Origin of the sequence: Pelagicoccus sp. SDUM812005 (assembly GCF_031127875.1) — a bacterium.
Taxonomy (GTDB): Bacteria; Verrucomicrobiota; Verrucomicrobiia; order Opitutales; family Opitutaceae; genus Pelagicoccus.
Map to the genome: position 1 here is coordinate 65,848 of NZ_JARXIA010000024.1, position 22,658 is coordinate 88,505.

The 22,658-nt window shown below is 59.4% G+C and carries 26 protein-coding genes; 16 read left to right on the plus strand and 10 right to left on the minus strand.

The features are described from left to right. Window positions 1-31: 31 nt before the first annotated feature. Window positions 32-766 carry an SOS response-associated peptidase gene (locus QEH57_RS22010; protein ID WP_309008955.1) on the plus strand — a complete coding sequence of 245 codons (735 nt, stop codon included), beginning with the start codon at window positions 32-34 and terminating at the stop codon, window positions 764-766. 37 nt (window positions 767-803) lie between these two features. Here QEH57_RS22010 and QEH57_RS22015 read toward each other — a convergent pair whose 3' ends face one another. Further along, window positions 804-1,775, minus strand: coding sequence for an alpha/beta fold hydrolase (locus QEH57_RS22015; RefSeq protein WP_309008956.1), 972 nt, complete (start codon window positions 1,773-1,775; stop codon window positions 804-806). Between the two features lie 126 nt (window positions 1,776-1,901). Here QEH57_RS22015 and mgtE point away from each other — a divergent pair, with 126 nt between their 5' ends. Further along, complete coding sequence (gene mgtE / locus QEH57_RS22020) at window positions 1,902-3,242, plus strand: magnesium transporter (protein WP_309008957.1); 1,341 nt, start codon at window positions 1,902-1,904, stop codon at window positions 3,240-3,242. 213 nt (window positions 3,243-3,455) lie between these two features. Further along, window positions 3,456-3,977: a chemotaxis protein CheX gene (locus QEH57_RS22025; protein ID WP_309008958.1), complete on the plus strand. Its 522-nt coding sequence runs from the start codon at window positions 3,456-3,458 to the stop codon at window positions 3,975-3,977. Window positions 3,978-3,987: 10 nt separating this feature from the next. On the opposite strand, the gene QEH57_RS22030 is transcribed toward QEH57_RS22025, so the two are convergent. Next, on the minus strand, window positions 3,988-4,656 hold the full coding sequence (locus QEH57_RS22030; protein ID WP_309008959.1) for a transcriptional regulator: 669 nt from the start codon (window positions 4,654-4,656) through the stop codon (window positions 3,988-3,990). 186 nt (window positions 4,657-4,842) lie between these two features. Between QEH57_RS22030 and QEH57_RS22035 the strand changes: the two genes are divergently transcribed. Then, window positions 4,843-5,154 carry a hypothetical protein gene (locus QEH57_RS22035; protein ID WP_309008960.1) on the plus strand — a complete coding sequence of 104 codons (312 nt, stop codon included), beginning with the start codon at window positions 4,843-4,845 and terminating at the stop codon, window positions 5,152-5,154. Here QEH57_RS22035 and QEH57_RS22040 read toward each other — a convergent pair. Then, entirely contained in the window at window positions 5,151-5,906 is a 756-nt protein-coding gene (locus tag QEH57_RS22040; protein WP_309008961.1) for an exodeoxyribonuclease III, read from the minus strand. The two genes, QEH57_RS22035 and QEH57_RS22040, sit on opposite strands and share 4 nt — an antisense overlap. 118 nt (window positions 5,907-6,024) lie before the next feature. Between QEH57_RS22040 and QEH57_RS22045 the strand changes: the two genes are divergently transcribed. The 5 genes from QEH57_RS22045 to QEH57_RS22065 all read left to right on the plus strand — a co-directional run bounded on the left by QEH57_RS22045 (window position 6,025) and on the right by QEH57_RS22065 (window position 10,701). Further along, window positions 6,025-7,524 (plus strand): aminotransferase class I/II-fold pyridoxal phosphate-dependent enzyme, encoded by a 1,500-nt coding sequence (locus QEH57_RS22045; RefSeq protein ID WP_309008962.1) that lies wholly within the window; start codon window positions 6,025-6,027, stop codon window positions 7,522-7,524. 40 nt (window positions 7,525-7,564) lie between these two features. After that, the gene (locus tag QEH57_RS22050) at window positions 7,565-8,005 is read left to right on the plus strand and encodes a DUF5069 domain-containing protein (RefSeq protein WP_309008963.1); all 441 of its coding nucleotides are present in this window, start codon (window positions 7,565-7,567) and stop codon (window positions 8,003-8,005) included. Between the two features lie 68 nt (window positions 8,006-8,073). Next, window positions 8,074-9,645: a hypothetical protein gene (locus tag QEH57_RS22055; protein WP_309008964.1), complete on the plus strand. Its 1,572-nt coding sequence runs from the start codon at window positions 8,074-8,076 to the stop codon at window positions 9,643-9,645. Between the two features lie 92 nt (window positions 9,646-9,737). Further along, the gene (locus QEH57_RS22060; RefSeq protein WP_309008965.1) at window positions 9,738-10,205 is read left to right on the plus strand and encodes a YiiD C-terminal domain-containing protein; all 468 of its coding nucleotides are present in this window, start codon (window positions 9,738-9,740) and stop codon (window positions 10,203-10,205) included. 40 nt (window positions 10,206-10,245) lie between these two features. After that, window positions 10,246-10,701, plus strand: coding sequence for a hypothetical protein (locus tag QEH57_RS22065; RefSeq protein WP_309008966.1), 456 nt, complete (start codon window positions 10,246-10,248; stop codon window positions 10,699-10,701). A gap of 29 nt (window positions 10,702-10,730) precedes the next feature. On the opposite strand, the gene QEH57_RS22070 is transcribed toward QEH57_RS22065, so the two are convergent. Next, window positions 10,731-11,504 carry a LysM peptidoglycan-binding domain-containing protein gene (locus QEH57_RS22070; protein ID WP_309008967.1) on the minus strand — a complete coding sequence of 258 codons (774 nt, stop codon included), beginning with the start codon at window positions 11,502-11,504 and terminating at the stop codon, window positions 10,731-10,733. 122 nt (window positions 11,505-11,626) lie between these two features. On the opposite strand from QEH57_RS22070, the gene QEH57_RS22075 reads away from it, so the two are divergent. From QEH57_RS22075 to QEH57_RS22105, 7 genes are all read left to right on the plus strand, one after another. Continuing rightward, window positions 11,627-12,607 (plus strand): KpsF/GutQ family sugar-phosphate isomerase, encoded by a 981-nt coding sequence (locus QEH57_RS22075; protein ID WP_309008968.1) that lies wholly within the window; start codon window positions 11,627-11,629, stop codon window positions 12,605-12,607. Window positions 12,608-12,881: 274 nt separating this feature from the next. Further along, window positions 12,882-13,661: a PaaX family transcriptional regulator C-terminal domain-containing protein gene (locus tag QEH57_RS22080; RefSeq protein WP_309008969.1), complete on the plus strand. Its 780-nt coding sequence runs from the start codon at window positions 12,882-12,884 to the stop codon at window positions 13,659-13,661. Between the two features lie 101 nt (window positions 13,662-13,762). Then, entirely contained in the window at window positions 13,763-14,779 is a 1,017-nt protein-coding gene (locus QEH57_RS22085) for a polyprenyl synthetase family protein (RefSeq protein WP_309008970.1), read from the plus strand. 94 nt (window positions 14,780-14,873) lie between these two features. Then, window positions 14,874-15,503 (plus strand): sigma-70 family RNA polymerase sigma factor, encoded by a 630-nt coding sequence (locus tag QEH57_RS22090; protein ID WP_309008971.1) that lies wholly within the window; start codon window positions 14,874-14,876, stop codon window positions 15,501-15,503. A gap of 11 nt (window positions 15,504-15,514) precedes the next feature. Then, window positions 15,515-16,075 (plus strand): hypothetical protein, encoded by a 561-nt coding sequence (locus tag QEH57_RS22095; protein ID WP_309008972.1) that lies wholly within the window; start codon window positions 15,515-15,517, stop codon window positions 16,073-16,075. A gap of 4 nt (window positions 16,076-16,079) precedes the next feature. Continuing rightward, window positions 16,080-17,087, plus strand: a complete 1,008-nt coding sequence (locus QEH57_RS22100) for a S1C family serine protease (protein ID WP_309008973.1) — start codon at window positions 16,080-16,082, stop codon at window positions 17,085-17,087. A gap of 17 nt (window positions 17,088-17,104) precedes the next feature. Then, complete coding sequence (locus QEH57_RS22105) at window positions 17,105-17,524, plus strand: secondary thiamine-phosphate synthase enzyme YjbQ (RefSeq protein ID WP_309008974.1); 420 nt, start codon at window positions 17,105-17,107, stop codon at window positions 17,522-17,524. 85 nt (window positions 17,525-17,609) lie between these two features. On the opposite strand, the gene QEH57_RS22110 is transcribed toward QEH57_RS22105, so the two are convergent. From QEH57_RS22110 to QEH57_RS22135, 6 genes are all read right to left on the minus strand, one after another. Continuing rightward, window positions 17,610-19,346: a secretin N-terminal domain-containing protein gene (locus QEH57_RS22110; protein WP_309008975.1), complete on the minus strand. Its 1,737-nt coding sequence runs from the start codon at window positions 19,344-19,346 to the stop codon at window positions 17,610-17,612. Between the two features lie 9 nt (window positions 19,347-19,355). Then, complete coding sequence (locus QEH57_RS22115; RefSeq protein ID WP_309008976.1) at window positions 19,356-19,823, minus strand: hypothetical protein; 468 nt, start codon at window positions 19,821-19,823, stop codon at window positions 19,356-19,358. Further along, window positions 19,820-20,413 carry a hypothetical protein gene (locus QEH57_RS22120; RefSeq protein WP_309008977.1) on the minus strand — a complete coding sequence of 198 codons (594 nt, stop codon included), beginning with the start codon at window positions 20,411-20,413 and terminating at the stop codon, window positions 19,820-19,822. The genes QEH57_RS22115 and QEH57_RS22120 overlap by 4 nt, the downstream gene beginning before the upstream one ends. Further along, the gene (locus QEH57_RS22125) at window positions 20,410-21,018 is read right to left on the minus strand and encodes a hypothetical protein (RefSeq protein WP_309008978.1); all 609 of its coding nucleotides are present in this window, start codon (window positions 21,016-21,018) and stop codon (window positions 20,410-20,412) included. Before QEH57_RS22125 ends, QEH57_RS22120 begins: the two co-directional genes overlap by 4 nt. Further along, a complete protein-coding gene (locus QEH57_RS22130) occupies window positions 21,015-22,040 on the minus strand; it encodes a hypothetical protein (RefSeq protein ID WP_309008979.1) in 1,026 nt (341 codons plus the stop codon). The genes QEH57_RS22125 and QEH57_RS22130 overlap by 4 nt, the downstream gene beginning before the upstream one ends. A gap of 472 nt (window positions 22,041-22,512) precedes the next feature. Next, window positions 22,513-22,608 (minus strand): AURKAIP1/COX24 domain-containing protein, encoded by a 96-nt coding sequence (locus QEH57_RS22135; protein WP_083794420.1) that lies wholly within the window; start codon window positions 22,606-22,608, stop codon window positions 22,513-22,515. Between the last annotated feature and the right edge of the window lie 50 nt (window positions 22,609-22,658).

Here is a 22,658-nt window from a genome sequence, read left to right on the forward strand (position 1 = left end):
ACTTGCGCTAGCTGCACTGTAGCAACCGAACATGTGCGGGCGTTACACTTTGAGGAAAGGATTGAGCAATGTTGCCGAAAAATTGGGCAACTACCTGCTCGACGCCGCCCCCGAATCGGTCAGCAACATCGGACCGCGATTCAACATTGCCCCCACCCAAAACAACCTCGTCTTGCGCAAGTCCTTCGACGAGCCGGACAAGCTGCAAGCCGCCTACCTGCGCTGGGGGCTCATCCCGAGCTGGTCCAAAACCCAGCAAACCCAGTCCCCCATGATCAACGCCCGCTCGGAAACCGTGGCCGAAAAGCCCTCCTTCCGAGCCGCCTTCCAGCGCCGCCGCTGCCTCATCCCAGCCGACGGCTTTTACGAGTGGAAAAAGGCAAAAGGCGTGAACCAACCCTACTTCTTCAGCATGGCCGACGACTCCGTCTTCCTCATGGCCGGCATCTGGGAAACCTGGGTAGGCGAGCACAACCAACACTTCGACAGCTACACCATCCTCACCACCCACGCCAACGCCCTCATGGCCAGGTACCACGAGCGCATGCCGGTCATCCTCTCGGGCGAACGCTTGGAGCAATGGCTCGAGCCCAGCATAACCAAGCTCGACGCCGACGAGCGCCTCGAACTCTTCGCCCCCATCGATCCCGAGCTCATGAGCTGCCGCCCAGCCAACCCGATCGTCAACAACAACCGCAGCGAAGGCCCCGAATGCCTCGAAGCTCCCGCCAGCGCCCCCATTCCTCAGCTCGACCTCGGCCTCTAGCCGCAGCGCGGCAGATCGCCTCCTCCTCGAGGAAAACCTAAAGCGCCTCCAAGAACCCAAGAGCCACCGCTTCGTGCCAGGCCCGATCCCTCGTCCGAAGTCCCGGAAATCCCAAATGCCCGCCCCTGTCGGGAAAAACCGAATACAAAGACGCGCTCTCCTCGACGTCCGAGGCCGGAAAGCAAGCGGGCGACAAAAACGGATCGTTCCGCGCGTTGATCAATAGCGACGGCACTCGAATGTCTCGCAACCAATTCAAGGCGCTACACCTTCGCCAATAGTCTTGGGCGCTGGAAAAGCCGTTCAAGGGAGCCGTAAACCTCCCGTCGAAATCCAAAAAATCCTTCAATCCTCGCACCCCGCTCGCGTCCAATTCTTCTGGATACAGCTGAGCCTTGGCCTCGATCTTCAAGCTCAACATCCGAATGAAGCGACGCATGTAGAACCGATTCCTCCGCTCGCCAATCTTCAAGGCCGAGCCCTCCAGATCGATCGGAGCCGACACTGCGACCGCTCCCGCTACCACCGAATTCACCCGGTCGGCATTCTCGCCCATATACTTCAGAACAACGTTTCCACCTAGGCTAAAGCCAAACAGGAACACGCGCCGGTACCGCGTTTCGAGATGGCTCAAAACCTCCCGCAAGTCCCCCGTTTCCCCGCTATGGTAGAAGCGGACCGCCCGGTTCGGCTCCTCGCTGCAACCCCGCATGTTCATCGCTACCAAGTCCCAAGGCAGCCCCTTCAAAGCCTTCGCCAAGCTCTTGACATAAGGAGCGCCCGACGAGCCTTCCAGCCCATGCAAAGCCAACACGCATGTATCAGAACTTTCGGTACCGGTCGCGGCAGCCGTATCCAGGTCCACGAAATCGCCATCCCCTAGCTCCAAACGCGCCCGTCGATAACGCACTCCGATGCGACGCCGACTCAGATTCGGAACAATCGTTTCGACGTGCTCCCCCCTCAATAGGAAAGGGCAACGGTAGGGAGGGCACTTATAAGTTGGCATGCAATTTCGGATACAAGCCCCTCAGCAGGGGCACACAAGGCTACAACGAACCGAGTCCCCGCTTTTTTGCGCGAACTTAAAATACCGCTCTTGCTGACCGAGCCAGTATTTGTCTTAACAAGCCCCATGGAGGAACGGGAAGAACAGACTCAGCCTGTTAGCAGCGCCTTCGACCGCGATATAACCCGGTTGAAGGAGATGCACCCGAGCGATGTCGCCGAGGCTATCGAAGATAGGGAACTCGCCGAAATCCGCAGCGTCCTGCGCGAATTCAGCGACGAACAGGTCGCCGAAATCCTCACCGAGCTCCCCCAGGAAATCCAAACCGACCTCATGGAAAACATGAGGCTGGAACGCGTCTCCGAAATCATCCCCGAGATGTACTCCGACGACGCCGCCGACGCCCTCGGACAAGTTTCCCCCGAGCGCCTGCAGTCCATCATGGACCAGCTCCCCGACGAAGACGTTGAGGAGATCACCACCCTGCTCGAATACCCCGAAGATACCGCCGGCGGCATCATGCGCAAGGAGGTGCACACCGTGCTCACCTCCATGGCCCTCTCCGAAGCCCGCGAGGCCGTCCGCCGCGGCGAAGACGAAGACCAGGACAACGCTCTCTACGTCTACGCTGTCGACGAAAACGGCCGACTCCAAGGCGTCCTCCGCCTGCGAGACCTGCTCTTCCGCGACCTGCGCCTCAAGGTGTCCGCCGTCATGATCACCGACGTGCGCTCCATCAGCGTCAACGCCGACCAGGAGGAAATCGCCAACATCTTCCAAAAATACAACTACCTCGCCCTGCCCGTCGTGGACGACTTCGGCAAGCTGGTCGGACTCGTCACCTCCGACGACGTCATCGACGTCATCCAGGAAGAGGCCACCGAGGACATGCAGCGCATGGTCGGCTTGAGCGGGGAGGAAATGGTAACCACCCCCTGGAAACGATCCGCCAAAAACCGCATTCCCTGGCTGCTTCTCAACCTCGGCACCGCTTTCCTCGCCGCCTGGGTCGTCTCCATGTTCGAAGACACCCTCGTCAAATACGCCATGCTCGCCGCCTTCCTGCCCATCGTAGGCGGCATGGGCGGAAACGCCGGAGCCCAAACCCTCACCATCGTAGTACGCTCCCTCGCCCTCGGCGAAATCGAGGACAACGAATGGCGCCGCGTCCTCATCAAGGAAATCATCATCGGCACGGTTTCCGGCCTCGTGATCGGAGCCACCGTCGGACTCATTTCCTGGCTCTGGATGGGCAGCTGGGTGCTCGGCGGCGTAGTCTGCCTCGCCATGCAGCTCAACCTCCTCGCCGCCGCCCTCGCTGGGGTCCTCGTCCCCATCGGCCTGCGCGCCGTCAAGGTCGACCCCGCCCTAGCCTCCTCCATCATGGTCACCACCGTTACCGACGTGATGGGCTTCTTCCTCTTCCTCAGCCTCGCCAGCCTCGCCCTTAATTTCCTGCAGCTTTAACCTCATTTCCGAAGTCGGCCGCCACAGCCGTAAATTTCCTGCTAATCAGACTCGCAAACGGCTCAGTTACAGGGAATTGTTCCGATTAATCGACAAAAGCCACTTTCGCTGCAACGCTGACCTCATACACTACGCTCCAACCAACGCTCCGAGACTCAACGACTCCTCATCGCCCTCAGAGAAGCGAGCGCCGATACTAAGAATCCCACCAAAATGTCCGTTTCTGTCCCCGTCGGAAAAATCCACGAATTCCTAAGCTCATCCCTGATCAAGGTGATCGACACCATGGCGAGCATGCAGTGCAAGTGCGTAGGCCACGAAGCCTATTCCGGCAAACAGGCCTTCAGCCCGCAAATCGATCCGGCCAAGGACAATTCCAAGCGCATGTTCGCTTCCTCCGTCGGCTTCGCCGGCGAGATCAACGGCGTTTGCTACCTCTTCATGACGGAAAACTTCGCCTACGGAGCCGGAGCGAAAATCACCGGACTGGACCGCGAGGACCTCGACGACGACGTCGTGCGCGACGTCTGCGGCGAACTCACCAACATGTTCGCCGGTACCTTCAAAAACAAGCTGGCCGACCTCGGCCTGCCTTCCACTCTCACCCTTCCCACCGTGGTCCAGGGCAAGCGCATGGCCATCAGCACCGGCGGCACCGCCGAGCAATACCGCTTCACCTTCGAAGTCGCCGGCCTGAACATCTACGCCGACCTCCTGCTCTCCAAGCGCAGCTAGATCCGCGACGCTACTTTCCCGCCTTCGACGGACGGATCTCGTAGGCGCAGCGTCTCGCTCCCGAGAGCATGTGCTCCACCCGCTCGACCGAGCAATCCGGTCCCAGCACCCGCTCGAAAACCGTCAGCTCCCGGGCGCACAAGTCTTGGCAAGCCGCCGCCGCCGCGCAAATCGGGCAATGGTTCTCCACCAGCGTAAAAACGCCCGACTCCCCCTCGCTGGCCTCCGCCATATAGCCTTCCTCGCTCCGCAGCTTCGCGAGCTCCCGCACTCGCTCGCCCAAAGTCGAGCACCCCGCCACGCGCCGACCGTACTGCCTGGCCTGCTCCTTTCCTCGCTCGTCGAGCAGGCGATCCATCGCGTCCTCTCCCAGCACCGCCTGCACGTTCCCCAATAGGTCCAAGATCAAGTCGCGGTGCCGATCCGGAAAATGCCGGGCCGCCGCTGGAGCCAAACTCCAAAACTTGGTGGGACGCCCTTTCCCCTGAGCCCGATCTTCGGACTGCACGTCGCCCGCCGCCTCCAGCTCCTGCATGTGCTGGCGAATCGCCATCGAGGAAACGCCTAGCTCCGCCGCCATCTGGGCGCTCGAGAGTTCGCCGCCCAGCTTCAGCATGTCCAGCAAGGCGCGGCGGGTTGCCCAAGTGGCCCCCTTGTAACTCCCATTCTTCAACGGCATGGCATTAACCAAGGTTATTCTTTCTTAAAGATCGAGCCCAAACCTCCCCGCCGCGTCCGCCGCTCGCCTAAGCGCCTCCCTCCAGCAAGTTTCCCCCACCCTTGGATCGTTGCCTGCCCTATCGACAAATCCGCCCCACGCGCTACAGTAAAAAAAACGGTAAACGCCGTTTTTCACCTGCCCACCATGGACGACCTACTCATAGTCAGAGCCTCCGACCGCGTACGCGCGCGGCCCAGCCAGCGACGCGCCCAAGCCCCTCTGGGAGCAAGCATCGGACTCGTCATGGGACTCGCCTTCGCCGTGATCGGAGCCAGCAAGTTCGAGCAAAACCCAGCCATCGGCATCGCCTTCGGGCTGGCTGTCGGACTCGTGGTCGGCAGCGTGCTCGGAACCTTCCTCAAGCCGAGCTCGGAGCGACGCACCGCCTATCCCAAGTCCCACTACGCTGGCTTCCCGCCCTCCGACCTGGAGGAAGGCGAAACCGAAAAGGCCTAGGCGAAGGTCATCTCCACCGGACAGTGGTCGGAACCCAAAACGTCCGGCAAGATCCGGGCAGACTTCAATTGCGGGCGCAAGACTTGGGAAATCAGGAAGTAGTCGATCCGCCACCCCACGTTCCGGGCCCGAGCTCCCGCCCGATAGCTCCACCACGAATAGTGCCCCTTGCCCTGGGTAAATTCGCGGAAAGTGTCCACGAACCCAGCCGCCAAGATCGCGTCGAACCCAGCTCGCTCCTCGTCGCTGAAACCCGCGTTCTTGCGGTTCGACTTCGGGTTAGCCAAGTCGTCCTCCGTGTGGGCCACGTTCAAGTCCCCGCAAAAGATCACCGGCTTGGTCGCCTCCAGATTCTTCACGTAAGCGAGAAAATCGCGATCCCACTCCATGCGGTAATCAAGGCGCTTCAGCTCGTTTTGAGCGTTCGGCGTGTAGACCGTCACCAGATAGAAGTCCGGATACTCGGCGGTCACCACGCGGCCTTCCCCGTCGTGATGCTCCAGGCCCATTCCGTAGAAAACCGATTCCGGCTCCTCGCGAGCAATGATTGCCGTGCCGGAATAGCCCTTCTTCTCCGCTTCGTTCGCCAGCACCGTGGCGCCGCTGCCCCAGCCTAGGTCCTTCACGATGTCCACCGTGGCCTTCGTTTCCTGCAGGCAAACAAAGTCGGCCCCGCTGGCCTCAAAAAAATCCATCGCGCCCTTTTTCACCGCGGCGCGGATACCATTCACATTCCAAGAAACGAACTTCATCCGCTTGGTCATACGGCCCCGTCCCCTCGCTTCAAACCGAAAGACAGAGAAATCCGCACCTGCGATCTAGCGCTGGACAAGCCTAGGCCGCCCCCTAAAGTGCCCGCCTACCAAACCAATGAGCGCCGGACAACACATCCCCTTGGGCAAAGCCATCCCCGACTCCCTGCACGCCGTGTCAGTGAGCATCCCCACCATGGCTGACGTCATCGGCTACGAGGAAAAGCATCCCGCCACCATCGCAAAGCTCACCTCCGGCTACCCGCGCTTCGTGCTTCACAGCTGCCTGCGCGAAATCGAAGCCCATTGGCAACGCCTCTTCGACACCCCAAACCACTCCCTTTGGCTGACCTCCTCCGAGAGCATGGCAAAACGCCTGCAAGCGCACCTCAGCCTCACCCCCAGCAAGCTCATCAAGCACCGCGGAGTATCCGGCCTGCGAATACCCACCAATCCGGAACTCAACGCAGCAGCCAAGAGCTTCCTCCAGCACATCGGCGGCTTCCTCTCCGGACGCCAGGCCGAAGACTACCTCGTCGCCGAAGGACTCCGCGAGGCCCCGCAGCCGGAAACCCTCTACCCGGGCGACGCCACCGCGAAAATCCTCGAAACCCTTTCGCCCCTGCTCGGGACCGATCGGGACGCCATCGTCCTCTCCAATACCGGCATGAACGCGTTCTTCGCCGCCTTCGAAGCCGTCCGCTCCGTTCAGTACCCCAAGGGCCGCACCTCCTGGATCAAGCTCGGCTGGCTCTACACCGATACCATGCATATCCTCGACAAGCTCAGCGGCGAACACGCCGCCAATGTCGAGCTCCTGGACATCTTCGACCTCGACCAGCTCGAGCGAGCCCTCGCCGACCACGGCGACACCATTGCCGGCATCGTCACCGAAGCCCCCACCAATCCGCTCATCCAAACCATGGATCTCGAGCGTATCCGCGAACTGGCGACAAAGCACGGCACCTACCTCATCGTCGATCCCACCGTCGCGTCCCCCGCCAACATCGACGTCTCCCCCTATTCCGACATTATCGTCAACAGCCTCACCAAATACGCCGCCAACGAAGGCGACGTCATGCTGGGAGCCATCGCCGTCACCGAGCGCTGCCCCGAGCGCCAAGCGATACTCGACTTCATCAAGTCAGACGTAGAGCCCCCCTACGCCCGCGACCTCTCCAGGCTCGCCTACCAGCTCCCGGGATACAGCCCGCTGGTGGAAACGGTAAACCAAAGCACGGCCCAAGTCGTGGCCTTCCTCGAGTCCCACCCAAAAGTCAAAGCCGTCCACTGGGCCAAGGAAGAACGCTCCCGCGCAAACTTCGAAAAGATCGCCCGCCACCCCGATGCCATCGGAGGCCTCATCTCCTTCGAAGTCGCAACCGACTTCGGCGCCTTCTACGACGCCACCCCCCTCCCCAAAGGCCCCAGCTTCGGCATGAAGTCCACCTTGCTCAGCCCCTACATCTTCCTCGCCCACTACTCCCTCGTCACCACGCCCGACGGCCAACGCGCCCTTGCCAAGGCCGGCATCACCCCCGAGCTCATGCGCCTCGCCATCGGGGCCGAGCCCGTCGAAGAAATAATCGACGCCCTCAAGCAGGGCCTCGAATCGTAGACCTCACCGTTCACTTACCAACCACCAACCTCTGCCAACCATGTCCCGTCCCGATACCGGCGTAGTCCACTACGACCTCCCCTCCCCCTACATCCCGCACGCCTGCGGACTGCTCCACCTCCCGCGCTTCATCGCCAAGGCCAAAAAGGCCGTCAAAGGCGAGCTCGGCAAATCCTACCAGCGCAACTACAAGAAAGGCTTCGACCGCTTCCTCTGCCTCCACCTCGGCATCGATCCTGACGAAGTCGAAACCATCGTTCGCGAAAGCGCCGACGACACCGAAATCGACCGCCGCCTCGCCGCCATCCTCCCCCAAGACCTCAAAGTCGCCAAATGGAACCGCGAAGTCGTACAAAAAGGACTCAGCCCCATGGGACGCGAAGCCCTCGACGCCGCCAAAAAGAAAATGGGCATCGAAGACCGCGACGACCTCATGACCTTCGCCGACATGATCGAGTTTGACGAGGAACGAATCCCTTAACATACAGGACTGACAACCTGCCGGAGCCTTATCCAACAACTCCCGCGAAGCCCTCTCCTCTTGTATCCATGCCAGCTAACTCCGATCAGGACATTCTCAGCATCGGCAGCCAAACCGCAAAGCGCGGCGGCTGCCACCAACTCGAATTCGCCGGCGAACACGTCGTCACCGCCAGAGTTCCCGTACTGCCGCTCCAGCTGACCTTCACCCTGCCCTCCGGAGCCCGCATCGCCGCCAAGGCCTTCGCCACCAGCGACGGAAAAGCCGTCGCCCGCTGCTACCTGCCCGAAGCAGGCGAATGGAAGTGGGAAGCCAAAAGCTCCGCCGGCAAAGGCGTCGCCAGCGGCCACATCCAAGTCGAGGAGTCCAACCTGCCCGGCAAGCTGCGCGCCTCCCAGCAAGACCGTCGCCAATTCCACTACGACAACGGCAGCTACTACCTCCACATCGGCGACATCGCCGAATCCCTGCTCTCCCCCCAAGCCGAAAACTGGCGCGCCTACATCGACCAAGCCGCCCAAGCCGGCTTCACCAAGATCCGCGTCCGCCTCGCCGAAAACGCCCGCTCCACCGCCAACTTCTTCGATCCCCACCGCAAGCAGCTCAACCTCCCCTTTTGGGACGAAGTCGAGAAACGCCTCCTCTACGCCCTCAACCGCTTCCCTCGCATCCAATTCCAGCTCGACCTCTTCGCCGAGGATCGCGAGGAACTGGACCGCTTCGAAGAAGGCGACCCACTGACCCATCTCGCCGTAAGCTACATTGCCGAACGCTTCAGCTCGCTCGCCAACGTCCACTGGAACCTCGCCGCCAACATCGACCCCACCAAGGACAGCGCCGTCACCCTCCAAGCCCTTTCCCGCTTGGGCAAGACCCTCTACGAGCAATCCCCTTGGCACTCGCTCATCACCTGCGGCCAACCGCGCTACGCCACCTTCCTCTTCGATCGCGAAAAGTGGTGCGCCTACGCCTCCCTCTCCTCGCTCGGCCAAGTCGACGGCTCCTACGTCGCCGAAAACGCTAGCCTCACCAGCAAGCCCCTCGTGCTCGACCAAGACCGGGCCGAGTACCAGTTCGCCCCCCTCCAGCCCCGCTACTACTTCCGCCGCCTCTTCTGGGGCGTGCTGCTCTCCGGAGGGCACCCCACCTACCAGGGCCTCGACACCAGCGGCCAAGGACGCGGCCACCACGCCGGCATCATCGGCTACTACGACGCCTGCCACGCCGCCCGCCTCAAGTCCGGCGCCCACGACCTCCTGCACATCCAAACCTTCCTCCGCGAAACTTGCGGGTCCTTGATCGGCTGGATCCCCGACGACTCCCTCGCCGGCAACAAACCGCTGCAAGCCAAAGCCATGCGCTCCCCCGAAAGCGACCAGTGCATCGTCTACATCTCCAACCCCGACGCCCACGACGGACACTCCGGCAAAAACGGCCAAGGCTTCTACTCCGACCAAAACGCCAGCGCCAGCGACATCTTCACCACCTTCAACCTCGAGCTCCCCTTCGCCAACGGCATCGCCCGCTGGTTTTGCCCGAGCTCCGGAGAATGGAAGGGGCAAGTCGAGATCACTAAAGCCTCGACCATATTCCTCACCCCCGAACCCGGTGACTGGATTCTGTGGATACAGCGTAATTAGTCCGTAAAGCTCACGCAGTCTGGCATTTCCGCCAGCAAATATCGCTTCAGCCGTTCGACAAGCCAGCAGGCTTGCGCCATCTTTTCCGTTCAATGGAACTGCCTTTAAAACGCGTCGAAGAATTTCTCCATACTCGAGTCCCCCTCTCTAAAGCGATCAACTGCCAAGTCGTCGAAGCCACCGACAAATCGCTCAAGCTCTCAGCGCCCAAATTCGTCAACACCGTCACCGACGATGGCTTTTCGGATACGAGCATCCTCAACCTCTGCAACCTCGCCAGCTGGGCCTTCCTGCAAATCTCCCTGCAGCGGCTCAACTACAAGCCCTTCACCAGCCTCACCCAAGCCAGCCTCGCCAAAAACCGGGAGATCGATTCGAACTCCCACCACATCTACGCCACCTGCTGCCTCCCCGGCGACAAGGAATGGCAGCAATTTCTCCGCATGCTCTCCCGCAAGGCCCGGGCCAAAGTCAGCCTCTCCACCGCCCTTAGCGACGAACTCGGCGAGACCTCGAAGTTGACTTGCGAATACGATACGCGCGATTTGGATCCAGCTTAGTTCGACGCGCCGCGCTCGGACTCCCCACTCCACCGCGCCCATGCAAAAGCAAGAAATAGTCGACCGCATAAAAGCCATCATCGAGCAAGAGCTCAAGACCGCCTCCAAAGCCGCCCTCGAAAGCGCCGAAGAAGCCACCGACGAAGAGTCGCGCCCAGAAAACAAATACGACACCCGCGCCCTCGAAACCTCCTACGTCGCCAGCGCCCAAGCCGGCTACGCCAAGGACCTCAAAAACGCCCTGCAAGCCTACCGCAACCTCGACCTCAGCAAAGCGCCCCAAGCCGGCGCCGCAGCGATCGGATCCCTCGTCACCACCCTTGGCAACGCCGGACGCGAGCAATTCTTCATCGGCCCCGCCCGCGGCGGACTCGAGATCGAAACCGAAACTGGCCCCGTCACCGTCCTCACGCCCAAGTCCCCCCTCGGCAGCCAACTTATCGGCAAAAGCCTCGGAGCCTCAGCCGGAGACCGGCGTATCCTTCGCGTCGAGTAGTCGCGGCCAAGGAGCCGCCACGCAATTCCCTAAGGAATCCGGATCGTAGCACCCACCTTGAGGCTACCCTCGTCCGGGATTACGTCGCGATTCGCGTTCAAGATCTCGCGCCAGCGACTGCCGTCGCCATACACCAACCGAGAAATCTTATACAAGGAATCGCCCGCTTGGATCGTGTAGCGACGCTGGGAAGCCGCTTCCGTATTCGTCGGCTCAGGACGCGACGGCTCGACACGGGGCGATGTATCCGCCCTTAAAGTACGCACCGGCACCGACTCGACCGGCGGCTGGTAAGCCACCTGGTTCTCCTCCGGCTCGTTCAAGCGCGTGCGAGCCGAAACCAACTGCCGCTTGAGCAATTCGTTCTCCGAACGCAACGCCTCGATAGTATCCAAAAGTTTGAGACGCTCCAGCGGATCCTTGTAGACCTTCGCATCGAAGGTCATGGCAAACTCCTTCTTGGCCGCCTTGATCCGCTCCTGCACCAGCTCGATCCGCTCTCCCGCATCCTCGCGGTCGCTACGCTTCAGCAAGGCCTCGTAGTGCTTGAAGTGGTAGATCGCCGAAACCGGGTCGCGCAAATGCTTCAGGTAAATGTTGCCCGCATCCAAATGCGATTCCGGAGCATTGCCGTTGCGCCGCTGGATCAGCTTCAAGAAGTTCTCCAAAGCCTCGTTCTCCATCCCCCGCGCATACAAGTCGCGAGCCCGACGGAAGATCGGATCCTCGTCCTCGTTCAACACCTCCAGCGAGCCCTGCTGAGCGCAGCCCGCCAAAAAGAGGAAGCCCGCAAGCGTTATCAAAAATAATCTGGAAGCCTTTGCCCTTAGCGTCATTTAGTATCGTCTCTCCGTGCATAAGACAGCAACCCAAGCCGCGTTTCCAAGTCCTAAATACCGAATACACAGTTTTGCTCCCACTCCTCATGGAAACACCTGAAATCATCGCCAAAGGCCAACGCTGCCTCGACATCGAAATCGCCGCCCTGCAAGCCACCCGCGACTCCCTCGGCAACGGATTCGCCAACGTCGTTTCCATCCTGCACGAAACCCTCGCCCGCGGAAACAAGCTCATCCTTTCCGGCGTCGGAAAAAACGCCCACATCTGCCAAAAGCTCGTCGGCACCCTCAACTCCACCGGAGCCCCCTCCACCTTCCTCGACCCCGTGCAAGCCCTGCACGGAGACCTCGGACTCTGCCGCCAAGGCGACACTGTCATCGCCTTCAGCAACAGCGGCGAAACCGCCGAGCTCCTGCGCTTCCTCCCCATGGTCCAGCGCTTCGACGTGCAGACCATCGCCGTCACCGCCAAAACCAGCTCCAGCCTGGCCCTGCTCTGCGACGCCACCCTCGCCTACATCGCGGACCGCGAAGCCTGCCCCCTCGAGCTCGCCCCCACCGCCAGCACCAGCGCCGCTATGGCCATCGGCGACGCCGTCGCCATGGTCCTGCTCGAGCTCAACTCCATCTCTCGCGAAGACTTCGCCAAATTCCACCCCGGCGGAGCCCTCGGACGCGTGCTCTCCCCCAAGGTCGAAGAAATCATGCGTCCCAGCGACCGCCTCGCCGCCCTGCCCAAGTCCGCCAGCTGCAAGGATTGCCTCGCCGAGATGTCCGCCAAAAGCTCCGGCTGCGTCGCCCTCCTCGAAGAAGACGGCACCCTCGCCGGCATCATGACCGACGGAGACATCCGCCGCTACATCCTCAGCCACCCCAACTTCCTGGACAGTCCCGCCAGCACCGTGATGACCCCGCAACCCATCACCATCGCCAGCGGCTCCTACGCCGCCCAAGCCCTCAAGACCTTCGAGAAGCACAGCATCGACGACCTAATCGTCGTCGACGAACGCAACAAGCCCATCGGCATCATCGACGGCCAAGACCTCACCAAAGTCCGCGTCGTCTAACCCCCAGCCCCTCCCTCACCCAATTCACCTGCCTCACCCGATTCACCCTTACCTCCTCCTCCCTCAACGCTTCCCCCCTCCCCGTGCGCGCTTTTCTCATCAACGTTGATACAAAAACCGCGCACCCTCTTCCTGCCCCCCCAGCCCCCACTCATCTCGGCCCTAGCCGCCCCAGCCCTTCGTTTCCCACTGCCAAGCCACCTACCCCGTGCCATTTCTCCATCAACGTTGATGAATAATTTGCGCGATCGCTGAACGGGTTTATAGTTGCGGGATGCAACTCAGCGCAAAGACGAAGGGGCTCCTCGAGCTCGTCGTCATGACAGGAATCGACACCCTCGCCCACTCCCATTGCCTGCAGCACGTCCTAACCTCCTACGCGGGCTGGGACCACCCCTCCTCCTACCTCCGCCAGATGCGCTCCCTGCGCGAGAAGGAGCTGCTCGGCTACGCCTCCAACAAAACCGCCTGGATTCCCAGCCTCACCGCAAGCGGCATCGAGAACATCGCGGACCGCGTCGCCCCGGAGCGATTCTGGAACATCCCCTGGGACGGACAGTGGCGCACCATCACTTTCGACATCCCTGCGCAGGAAAGCCGGGAACGACAACGACTCAACAAATGGCTCAAAACCAACAGGTTCGGCCACCTGCAAGGCAGCCTGTGGCTCAGCGCTCGCCCCTACGAAGACTGGAGCCAACAAATCGCAGCCATGGATATCGAGCCGAGCTCCGTCATCTTTATCGAAGGCAAACCGCTTGGACTCCTCAGCGACGAAAGCATCGTTCAACACTCCTGGCCGTGGGAAGACCTTCACACCCGCTACCAGCGATACCTCAACTACGTCGCTGAAAACCCGCCCGCTAGCCAAGCCGGCGATCCTTCCGCCTCCCTCGCGAACTGGTTCAAGAAAGAATCCACGCTCTGGTCCTCGGCCATCGAGATCGACCCTCTGCTGCCCCGAGAACTACATCCGAAAAATTACCTCGGCCCCAGCGGCTGGGAAACCCGCCAGCAGGCCTTCCAAGCATGGCGGGAATTGCTCCAGTCCTAGCCCAGCCCAAATTCCGCCCCTCCCCCGCAAGCTCTCTCGGACGCATTCGGGTTTGCAATGGGCGCGTCGTATGCGATGCATACTGACTCTCAATTCGATCGATGCAAAACACGACTCAGTCCCAAAGCTCGGACACATCCAAGCAACTCCCCGAGCTGTTCCAGCTACTCCAGCCGCACTTGCAGGCCCTGGACGCGTTTCTCGAAAAGCAGATAGCCGCCTTCGAACCGGAGATTCGCGAGCACGTCGCCTACAGCATGGAAACCGGCGGCAAGCGCATCCGCCCCTCCCTCATCTTCTTTAGCGGCTGGAACAAGGCCTCCGAAGTCGACGAAAAGCTCGTCCGCCTCGCCGCCGTCGTCGAAACTATCCACCTCGCCACCCTCGTGCACGACGACATCATGGACGAGGCGGATATCCGCCGCAACCGCGCCACCGTTGCCAAAAAGTACAACAACGCGACCGCCGTTCTCCTCGGCGACGCCCTCTTCTCCCACGCCGTCTTCCTCGCCACCCAATTTCCCACCACCGAGGTTTGCCGCGACATCGCCATCTCCATGCGCCAAGTCTGCACCGGCGAGATCCTGCAAACCATGCAGCGAGGCGACCCCAACCTCGACATGGAAACCTATTTCCGCGTCATCGATCTGAAAACCGCCGAACTCTTCCGCGTCTCCTGCCACCTCGGGGCTCGGCTGGCCGGATTCGAGGACGACTACGTGCAAGCCGCCGGCGCCTTCGGCCGCCATTTGGGCATCGCCTACCAGATCTACGACGACATGACCGACCTCTTCGGCTCCCAGGAAAAGATTGGCAAAACCCTCGGCACCGACATCGCCACCGGCAAGCCCACCATGCCGCTGATCCTCATGCGCGACCGCCTGCCGGCCGACGAGTCCCAGGTCCTGCGCGACTCCCTCGCCGGGAAGATCGAGGCCGACGTCCCCCATTGGCTCGCCAAGCTGCGCGAAATGGGAATTTTCGAGGAAGTCCGCCAGGCCATCTTCGACGAGATCGCCAAAGGCCGCGCCGCCATCGAAGCCTTCGAGGACAACCCCTCCGCCGCCCACCTACGCACCATCAGCGAACTCCTTTGGAACCAAGTCGACGCCCTTTAGGTCGCCCAAACTTTGCAAAAGTAAAAAAGCGGCTTCAAATCCACGCAGTTTTGAATATAACTAACCGATACTAACTTATCCCTCCAACCCCTAGATGAGCATCAGCAAGGCCATAAAACAGACCTTGGTTTCCACGCCCGAACGGCGTCAGGAGGCCGATGATGACCTTGCGATCGTGCAAAAGGTTCAAGCGGGGGACGTGGACGCCTTCGACGAGCTCGTCACCAAGTACCGCGAGCGCATCTACGCCGTCGTCTACAACCTGACCTCCAACCGCGAGGACGCCTCCGACCTCACCCAGGACGCCTTCATCAAGGCCTTCCAATCCGTCGGACGCTTCAAGGGCAAGTCCAGCTTCTTCACCTGGCTCTACCGCATCGCCCTCAACACCACCCTCACCCACCTGCGCAAGAACAAGCTGCGCCGCTTCTTCAGCTTCGAGAAGATGAGCGAGGAAGACCACTCCGCCGGCTTCATCGAGCAACTCAAGACGGACTCCGACTCCGACAAGAACACGCTCATGAACGAGCTGCAGGAGAAGCTCAACGACGCCTTCCAAAAGCTCTCCGTCAAGCACCGCACCGTCATTACCCTCTACGAGATCGACGGCCTCAGCCACAAGGAGATCGCCGACATCGTAGGCACCTCAGTCGGGACCGTCCGCTCCCGCCTCCACTACGCCAAACAATTTCTGCAAGCCGAACTGAAAGACTACGTCCAGTAGACCGAAAATCGATGAGCGCCCACCCACAAACCGCTTCCGCAGCCAACGCTGACCAACGCCTGAGCCAACTCGTCAAGCTCAAGCGCCTGGAGAAGCCCGACGCCGCCTTTTGGGAGAAATTCGAACAAGAGTTTCGCAGCCGGCAGCTCACCACCTTCGTGCAGATTCAGCCCATGCATACCCGCCTCCGCCGGGCCTGCATGATCATCGCCCGCAAAGCGGCCCCTCCAGTAGCCGCAGCCGGAGCCGTAGCCCTTACCTTCTTCGCAGTCACGAACGCGAGCTACCTGACCGACGGACCGGACAAGGCACTCCAATCCGTGCCCCAAACGCTCGCCAGCAAAGAAAAAAGCGACGATCCAACCGCCTACTTCATCGTAAGCGCCGAAGCTCCAGCCAATAACCAAGCCGAAGAAAGCGCCAGCGACACGATTTACCAAATCAACTCGCTCAGCAGCCAAGCCCGCGCCGCCAACGGATACCAGCTTCACACCACCCCCGTAACCTTCTCCCAGAAAGCCGCTGGACAGTCGAGCGGGGCCAACATCCTCAGCGCCCAACCGAACTACTAGCAGCATGCTACGCCGCTTCGGATCATTCGCTCTGGCGAGCGCTGCGCTCGTCGGCGCCACCGTGGCAGGTACGCCATCGGACCAGCCCGCCCGCAGCTCGGAAACCATCCCCGGCGAACAACGCCTCATCGAGCTGTATCGGGATTATCGAGACACCGTCGTCAAAGTGAAGTACGCGGTCAAGACGGTCGACGAAAACGGCAAGGAGCACGTCGCCCTCACCGTCCAATCCGGTTTCTACATCGACGCGAAAGGAACCGTACTCACCAATGCGGTCCCCACCCAAAAAGGTCCCCGCCTTCGCATCGAAAAAGACGGCCTGCAATTGCTGGCGGTTCCCCTCGCGTCCGATCCGCGCTCCAACATCGCGCTGATCCAAGTCGCCAAACCGCCCCCTGGCATACGGTACATCGACCTCTCCCAGCCCGCGAGCGCCCCTCGCATCGGTTCGCTCGCCTATGCCATAACCAGCCCCCTCGACCTCGCTCCCACCCCCAAGCTTGGGATCGTCACCGGTCAGGAAAGCAGCTTCGGCGAAATCGAATTTCCCTGCACCTACACGCGCATCGGAATATCATCCGGCCCCGCGGAAGGCGGTTCCCCTGTATTCGGCAGCGACGGAGCTCTAATCGGCCTTAGCGTCGCATCTCTCCCCGACGTCGCTTCTAGCTACGTTGTACCCACGCGCTCGCTACAGCACATCGTGGCCCAGCTCCGCAAAAACGGAACAGTCTTCCACCCCAAGCTGCCAGTCCAAATCAGCGAACGCGTCAACCCCAACACCCTCCAGAGAAGCCTCGAAGTGTCGGCATTGGATGCCAGCTCCGCCGCCGCCAAGCCAAGCGGATTGCAAGCGGGCGACCTGATCCTCAGCCTCCAAGGCAAAGCGATCTCCGGGATCAACGAGTGGCGAGACGCCCTGTTCTTCAGTCCCGCAGGACAGTTCCTCAGCCTCACCATCCAACGCGGCGAGGAGCAAAAGGAAATCGCGCTATTGCTCGAAAGCCAATAGTTCACAGGCTGCTCCCCATGGCAGTCTACCATTCCGAAATCAACGTCCGCACCCAAGGTCAAGGGACCTTCGAAATCACCGACCAAGCCCGCAACGCCCTCCGCGAAAGCGGCATCAAAAACGGCGTCGCCACCGTATTTTGCCGGCACACCAGCTGCAGTCTCGTGCTCATGGAAAACGCCGACCCCAGCGCCCGCCACGACCTAGAAGGCTTCCTGAACCGACTCGTGCCCGAAAACGATCGCCACTTCACCCATACCTACGAAGGCCCCGACGACATGCCCAGCCATATCAAGATGGCCCTGACACGGAGCTCGGAAACGATTCCCATCTCCGACGGTCGACTGCTGCTTGGAACCTGGCAAGGCCTCTTCCTTTGGGAGCATCGGACCGCTCCCCACACCCGCTCCGTCGTGGTGACGATCATGGGCGAATAGCCTCGTTCCAAAACACAGAAAACGCTCCCCGAAAACATCGAGGAGCGTTCAACTAAAGTAAAACTGCGTATTTTAATTCCGGATACTAGCGATTCTTTAGCGAAACCGCGTCGACTCCGGAAGCTTCCATCATCTCTTGGGAGAATACATCTTCGAAATCCGCTTCCTCGCTCGGGAGGATCTTGGCCGTAATGAAGATTAGCAAGTTGCGCTTGGTTTCCGTCTTCGACTCGTGCTTGAAGAGGCGTCCAAGACCGGGGACCTTGCCGAGTACCGGCACATGGCTGTCGTCGGAATTGTTCGAGCTCTCCATCAATCCACCGATACCCATGGTGAAACCATCCTTCAGAGCGATTTGAGTCTCTGTCTTGCGAGTTGAAATCAAAGGGATCGACGCTCCGCCGGAACCACCGAAGTTAACCACGCCCGTACGGCTGCTTACTTCCGGCACGACCTTCAGGTTGATCAGGCCCGCATTGTTTACCGAAGGCGTAACCTTCAGGTTCACCCCGATCTGCTTGTATTCAAAGTTGCTGACCTCGAAACCACCCGTTTCTTCGTTGTACTGGTAGTTAGGAATTGGAAACTCTTCACCTACGTTGATCGTGGCTTCCTGATTGTTTAGCGTCACAACCGTTGGGTTCGATACCAATCTGCTGCCGCCTTGCTCCTTGAGAGCGCTGAGTACAAAACCGAACTGGTCTGCCGTAAAGATAGCGGAAGCGGAACGACTCACCCCCTTCGTATCCACGAGGGAGTAAAGGTTATTTACAGCATGCGTTATGAGGGTGCTTTCGCCGACGGAAGTAGAATCGACCAAGGTTTGCCCAGTCAGGTTATTGACCAAGGTACCACGATTCACCCCGATGCCGCTCATTTCAGCATTTCCGTTCGTGAAAGCAACATCTCCCAGATTTCGTTGGTTTGACTGCTCGCTTTCACCCCCTTCGCTACGTGCACGGTCAAAGGACTCACCCCACTGCTTGTTGATATTGCCAACGCCTACGCCATAGTTGCGCAGCGTCGACCAGTTCACGCCGATATTCTTAACATCCGTGTCGGTAACTTCAATAAAGCGCGTTTCGATAAACACCTGCTGGGTTGGCTTGTCGAGGCGCTCCACTACGGAACGGATATTATCCATTTTCGAAGCGCGCTCGGAAACGATCAAGGCGTTGCTCCGTTGGTCAACCTGGACGGCACCGCCCTTGCTCGCATCCACCAGGTTGCGCAGCGTCGCGGCAATAGAATCAGCATCCGCATAGTTAACCATGAAAATTTCAGTTACGGGTGGCTCGATATTCAGAGTATCGCGGCTCACGACTTTGATGATGGAGCCTTCTTCGATAAAGGTATAACCCACTGGCTCGAGAACCACAGAGTAGATCTGGCGCCAGGTCACGTCGCGAAGCTTGATCGAGGTCGTTCCTACCAAGGTATCCGGCACGACTAGATTCAAAGTATAGAGATCGGCAACATTGCGCAGCACCGTTCGAATTTCTTCGTTCGGGTAATCTACAGATATCAAGTCCGAAGCGTCGAGAGCCATGTCGTTTCCGATCGGCGAAGCGAAAGAGTCGTCGATAGCAGAAACTCCGTTTTCGTCCTCAGCAACCTCGGCTTGGCTCGCTGCGGGATCTTCAAACAAACGGTCGAGGTCAGTGATGCTCGGGCCGGAAGCTTCCTGCTCCTGAGATGCAGTCGCCGCTTCTCGCAGTCCATCGCGAACCGTTCCTGCTGGAGGAGCCTCCTGTCCATAAAGGACAGGAATACCAGCCACGATCGAAGCGGCTGCTATTGATAGTATAATATTGGATTTCATATAACGCATTTACTTAAGTTTTAGTTGCAGTTCCGAATCACCACGACGGATCTTATATGTAGAGCCAGTGATTTCAGTTATAGTAACGCTGTATTCCGCGCCGTTAAACGTGATCCCCAGTTCGGAACCAACCTTCAGTTTTTTCTCTTTAAAAATCAGATAGAACTCACCACCGAACATAAAAATACCGGTTGGATTAACATACTTCGAAAGCTTCGCGAGAAGCTCTTCTTCGGTCAGAACAACTTCGACTTCCTCCTCTACGACGACTGTTTCGCCGCGATCTGGAACAAATGGAGCAGGCGCCTCAGCAATTAGCTCGTCCCCTAGAGGTCGTACCTCATTCGCAAGCACCGCGCGTATGCCCTCCAAGCTCTCAGCCCGAGCCTCCGCAGACATGATTGCTGCCTGCGACACTCCTGAAAGAGAGACGGCAAAGAGAAGAACTCCACCTTTCACTATTGATACTCGCTTCATTTATTCTTCCTCCCAAGTACGCTTACGGAAAGTCTCATTTCTACTTCAGGCTCGCCTACCGTATTCTTCGCTCCCGTGATCGAAACGCTTTCTACAACGGCGAACGCAGAACCTCCTTCGATCGCCCTGACAAAGGACAAAACCTCCAGATAGGTTCCCGTGACGCTCATATCGTATATAATTTCCTGATACGGAGACATCTCTGCCTTCTTTCTGGCCTTCTTGTCCCTCTTCGCGTCCGGCAAGGGCTTTATCACCTGCTGGATGTTCGACATCTCGACGCCAGTAGCGGACTCGACCTGGTAGAAGTATCGCTGATTGGTGGCGAGGTCCTCCGGCGCGAACAGCCGAGCATTCACCTCGGCGTCCATGCGCTTGATCTCTTCGAGGTCCGCTTCGATATCGGAAGCGAACTTGAGGTTCTTGAGAATGCGCGAATGCCGCACGCTCAAGTCATCCGCGTCAGCCGCAAGTCGAGTAATTTGATCGTTGCGTACGAAATAGACGCCTAAGCAAACCACTACGACCGCCGAACAGATCGCGATCACGTAGTTCTTCCTTAAATAAGACAATATAGACAAAAAGCTCATTTTCCTTCCTCCTTCGCGATCACCTCTATCCGAAACGCGATGCCATTCCCTGCCGTGCTGCGCTCGAGGGACGTGAGCTTATATTCGTTAAGCAAACCTTGGAAGGAGTCTGCCTTCTCGATCGCCTTCAAGTAGTCGTTCACCAATCGAGAGGCCTCCTCGGCGGCGACGAGCACGCTCCCCTGGATGTTGGCTCTTCCCTCGTAGTATTCCACCCGGTCGAGATGCATCCCATCCAACAGGTTCGACGAGAGACTCAACAACGCGTCGCTGGCAACCAGCTTTCCGTCCTTGAACTCCACGACCTCAGCGAGCGTCCGGCTAATCTTCATGAACTCGGCGTTCAGCTTCACCTTCTCGTCGTGGCGACCTTGGTAAGTGGAGATCTCGGCCTGGAGGCTTTGGATCTCCTCCTCGATATTCGAGGCCCTGTACTCCTGAAACAGAATATAGACCGTGAGCACGGAAGCGATGGCGATCGCGAGGGCGGGCACGAAAAACTGGGTGCGAACCGCCCGCATATCGGGCAGCGAATCGTAATCCCGAAAATTGGGACGCCAATCGTAGCTGCGAGCGGAGGAAGCTTTCTTCGATAGCTTGATCACGATTTCCCCTTTCCAAACTCGAGCACCAAGGAAAACAGGCTCAACCAAGTGTTATCGATCTTGGCGCCTACTTCCTCCGAAGAGAAGGTGACGCCCTTTCCTTCCAGCCAAGCGCTCAAATCGAGCGGAAGCGGAGACAAATTCAGAAGGTCGCAGATACTGCCTTCCAGCCACGGCAGGAAGCGACCATCCTTCAAGCAGTACAACTCGGAAACCGAGCTGCCCGTTTGGACTTCGAAAAAGCCAATGGAGCTCTGCAGTTCGCGCAGCAGCTTCCGCAAAAGCTTCGGCGCGATCGGTCCAAGATCGAAGTCGCGGGACTGCAGGATCTTCTCCGCAGCCGCCTCATCCTTCAAATTCATTTCTTCCTTGAGGGCTTGGGCGATATGAATCGCTCCGCAATCGATGCGTCGCGCCATCTCAACTCCCTTCGGCCCCACAATGACCGCGTTGGTAAACTTCTGGTCGATCTCCAAGAAGAGCACCGGCGAGCGACCGGCATCGCCCCCGATCGCGTCCCGCAGGGCGCCAATCGTCCCCAAGGTCCCGAGCTCCAAGCGCCGCGGGTAGATACCCTTTTCCACGAGCTCGCGCTGCACGCCCGACACCTCCTCCTTGGAAGCGCCGCAAACGAGGATCTCCTTCTTGTTGAAGGCCGCTAAATCGATCTCGCTGCCATCCGCCGCCGACAAGCAGTATGCCGCAAACTTTTCGGGATCCACGCCGCCCGCCTTGCGCAGGAAATCCATCACGAAATCGACTTCCTTTCCGCGCTGGGCGTCGAGCAAGACCTGGCGAACCAAGCGGCCCTCCGGATACACGACGCTGTGGGCGTGCATGCAGGCGTTGGACTTGGCCTTGGCAAAGGCTCGAATCGTGGAAGCTGGGGAATCATCCTTCGAGAGGTCGATCTCTACGACCTCTTCGACGACCGTGGGGGCCGTCTCCGAACTGATGCGGGCAGCCCGGATCGCAGAAGGACGGTACTCTACGATAAAATTGTTCTTTTTAGCTGAGATCATTGTCGTTTCGCATCCCCTAGGCGCTGTCCGCTTCGAGGTGCATATGACGCTATCGGTCGAGCCCAGCTATCATTGAGGCGAATAGAGTGATCTAATTTGGAACCGCCGACATCCACCATCGCCCCATGCGCACTTTCCACCCTAAGAGAAACTTGATCCATAAGCGCTCCACCCCACGGGAAACGCAGCCCGGCGCTCACTCGCTCCAGCGATCGCCTACCTAAGATCGCCCGCTCGGCTCAGGTCAGATTTTCTGTTCCGAAAGCTTCCCCGATGCCGTCTTTGCAAGAAACCACGTAGGGGCGACAGCCTTGCCGGGGCACGCAAAAAAGCCCGAACTCTGGGAGTTCGGGCTCGAAAGGCGATTCAGTCGGGCGCCAGCCGGATTGGGGACAAGTCGACGGTTTTCAGCTATGGAGCTTTTCGCGGGCCGCTGGGCAAGCGAAGTGGCGCCCCGAGTCGAAAACTCAGTCTACCAAGCCTTCTTCTTGTGGCGGTTTGACTTCAAGCGCTTACGACGCTTGTGCTTTGACATCTTAAGTCTGCGTTTCTTTTTGAGATTACCCATTGTTTTTGTCCCTTGAAATTTTGGAAAAGCCCGAGAACGTGGGCCTTAGC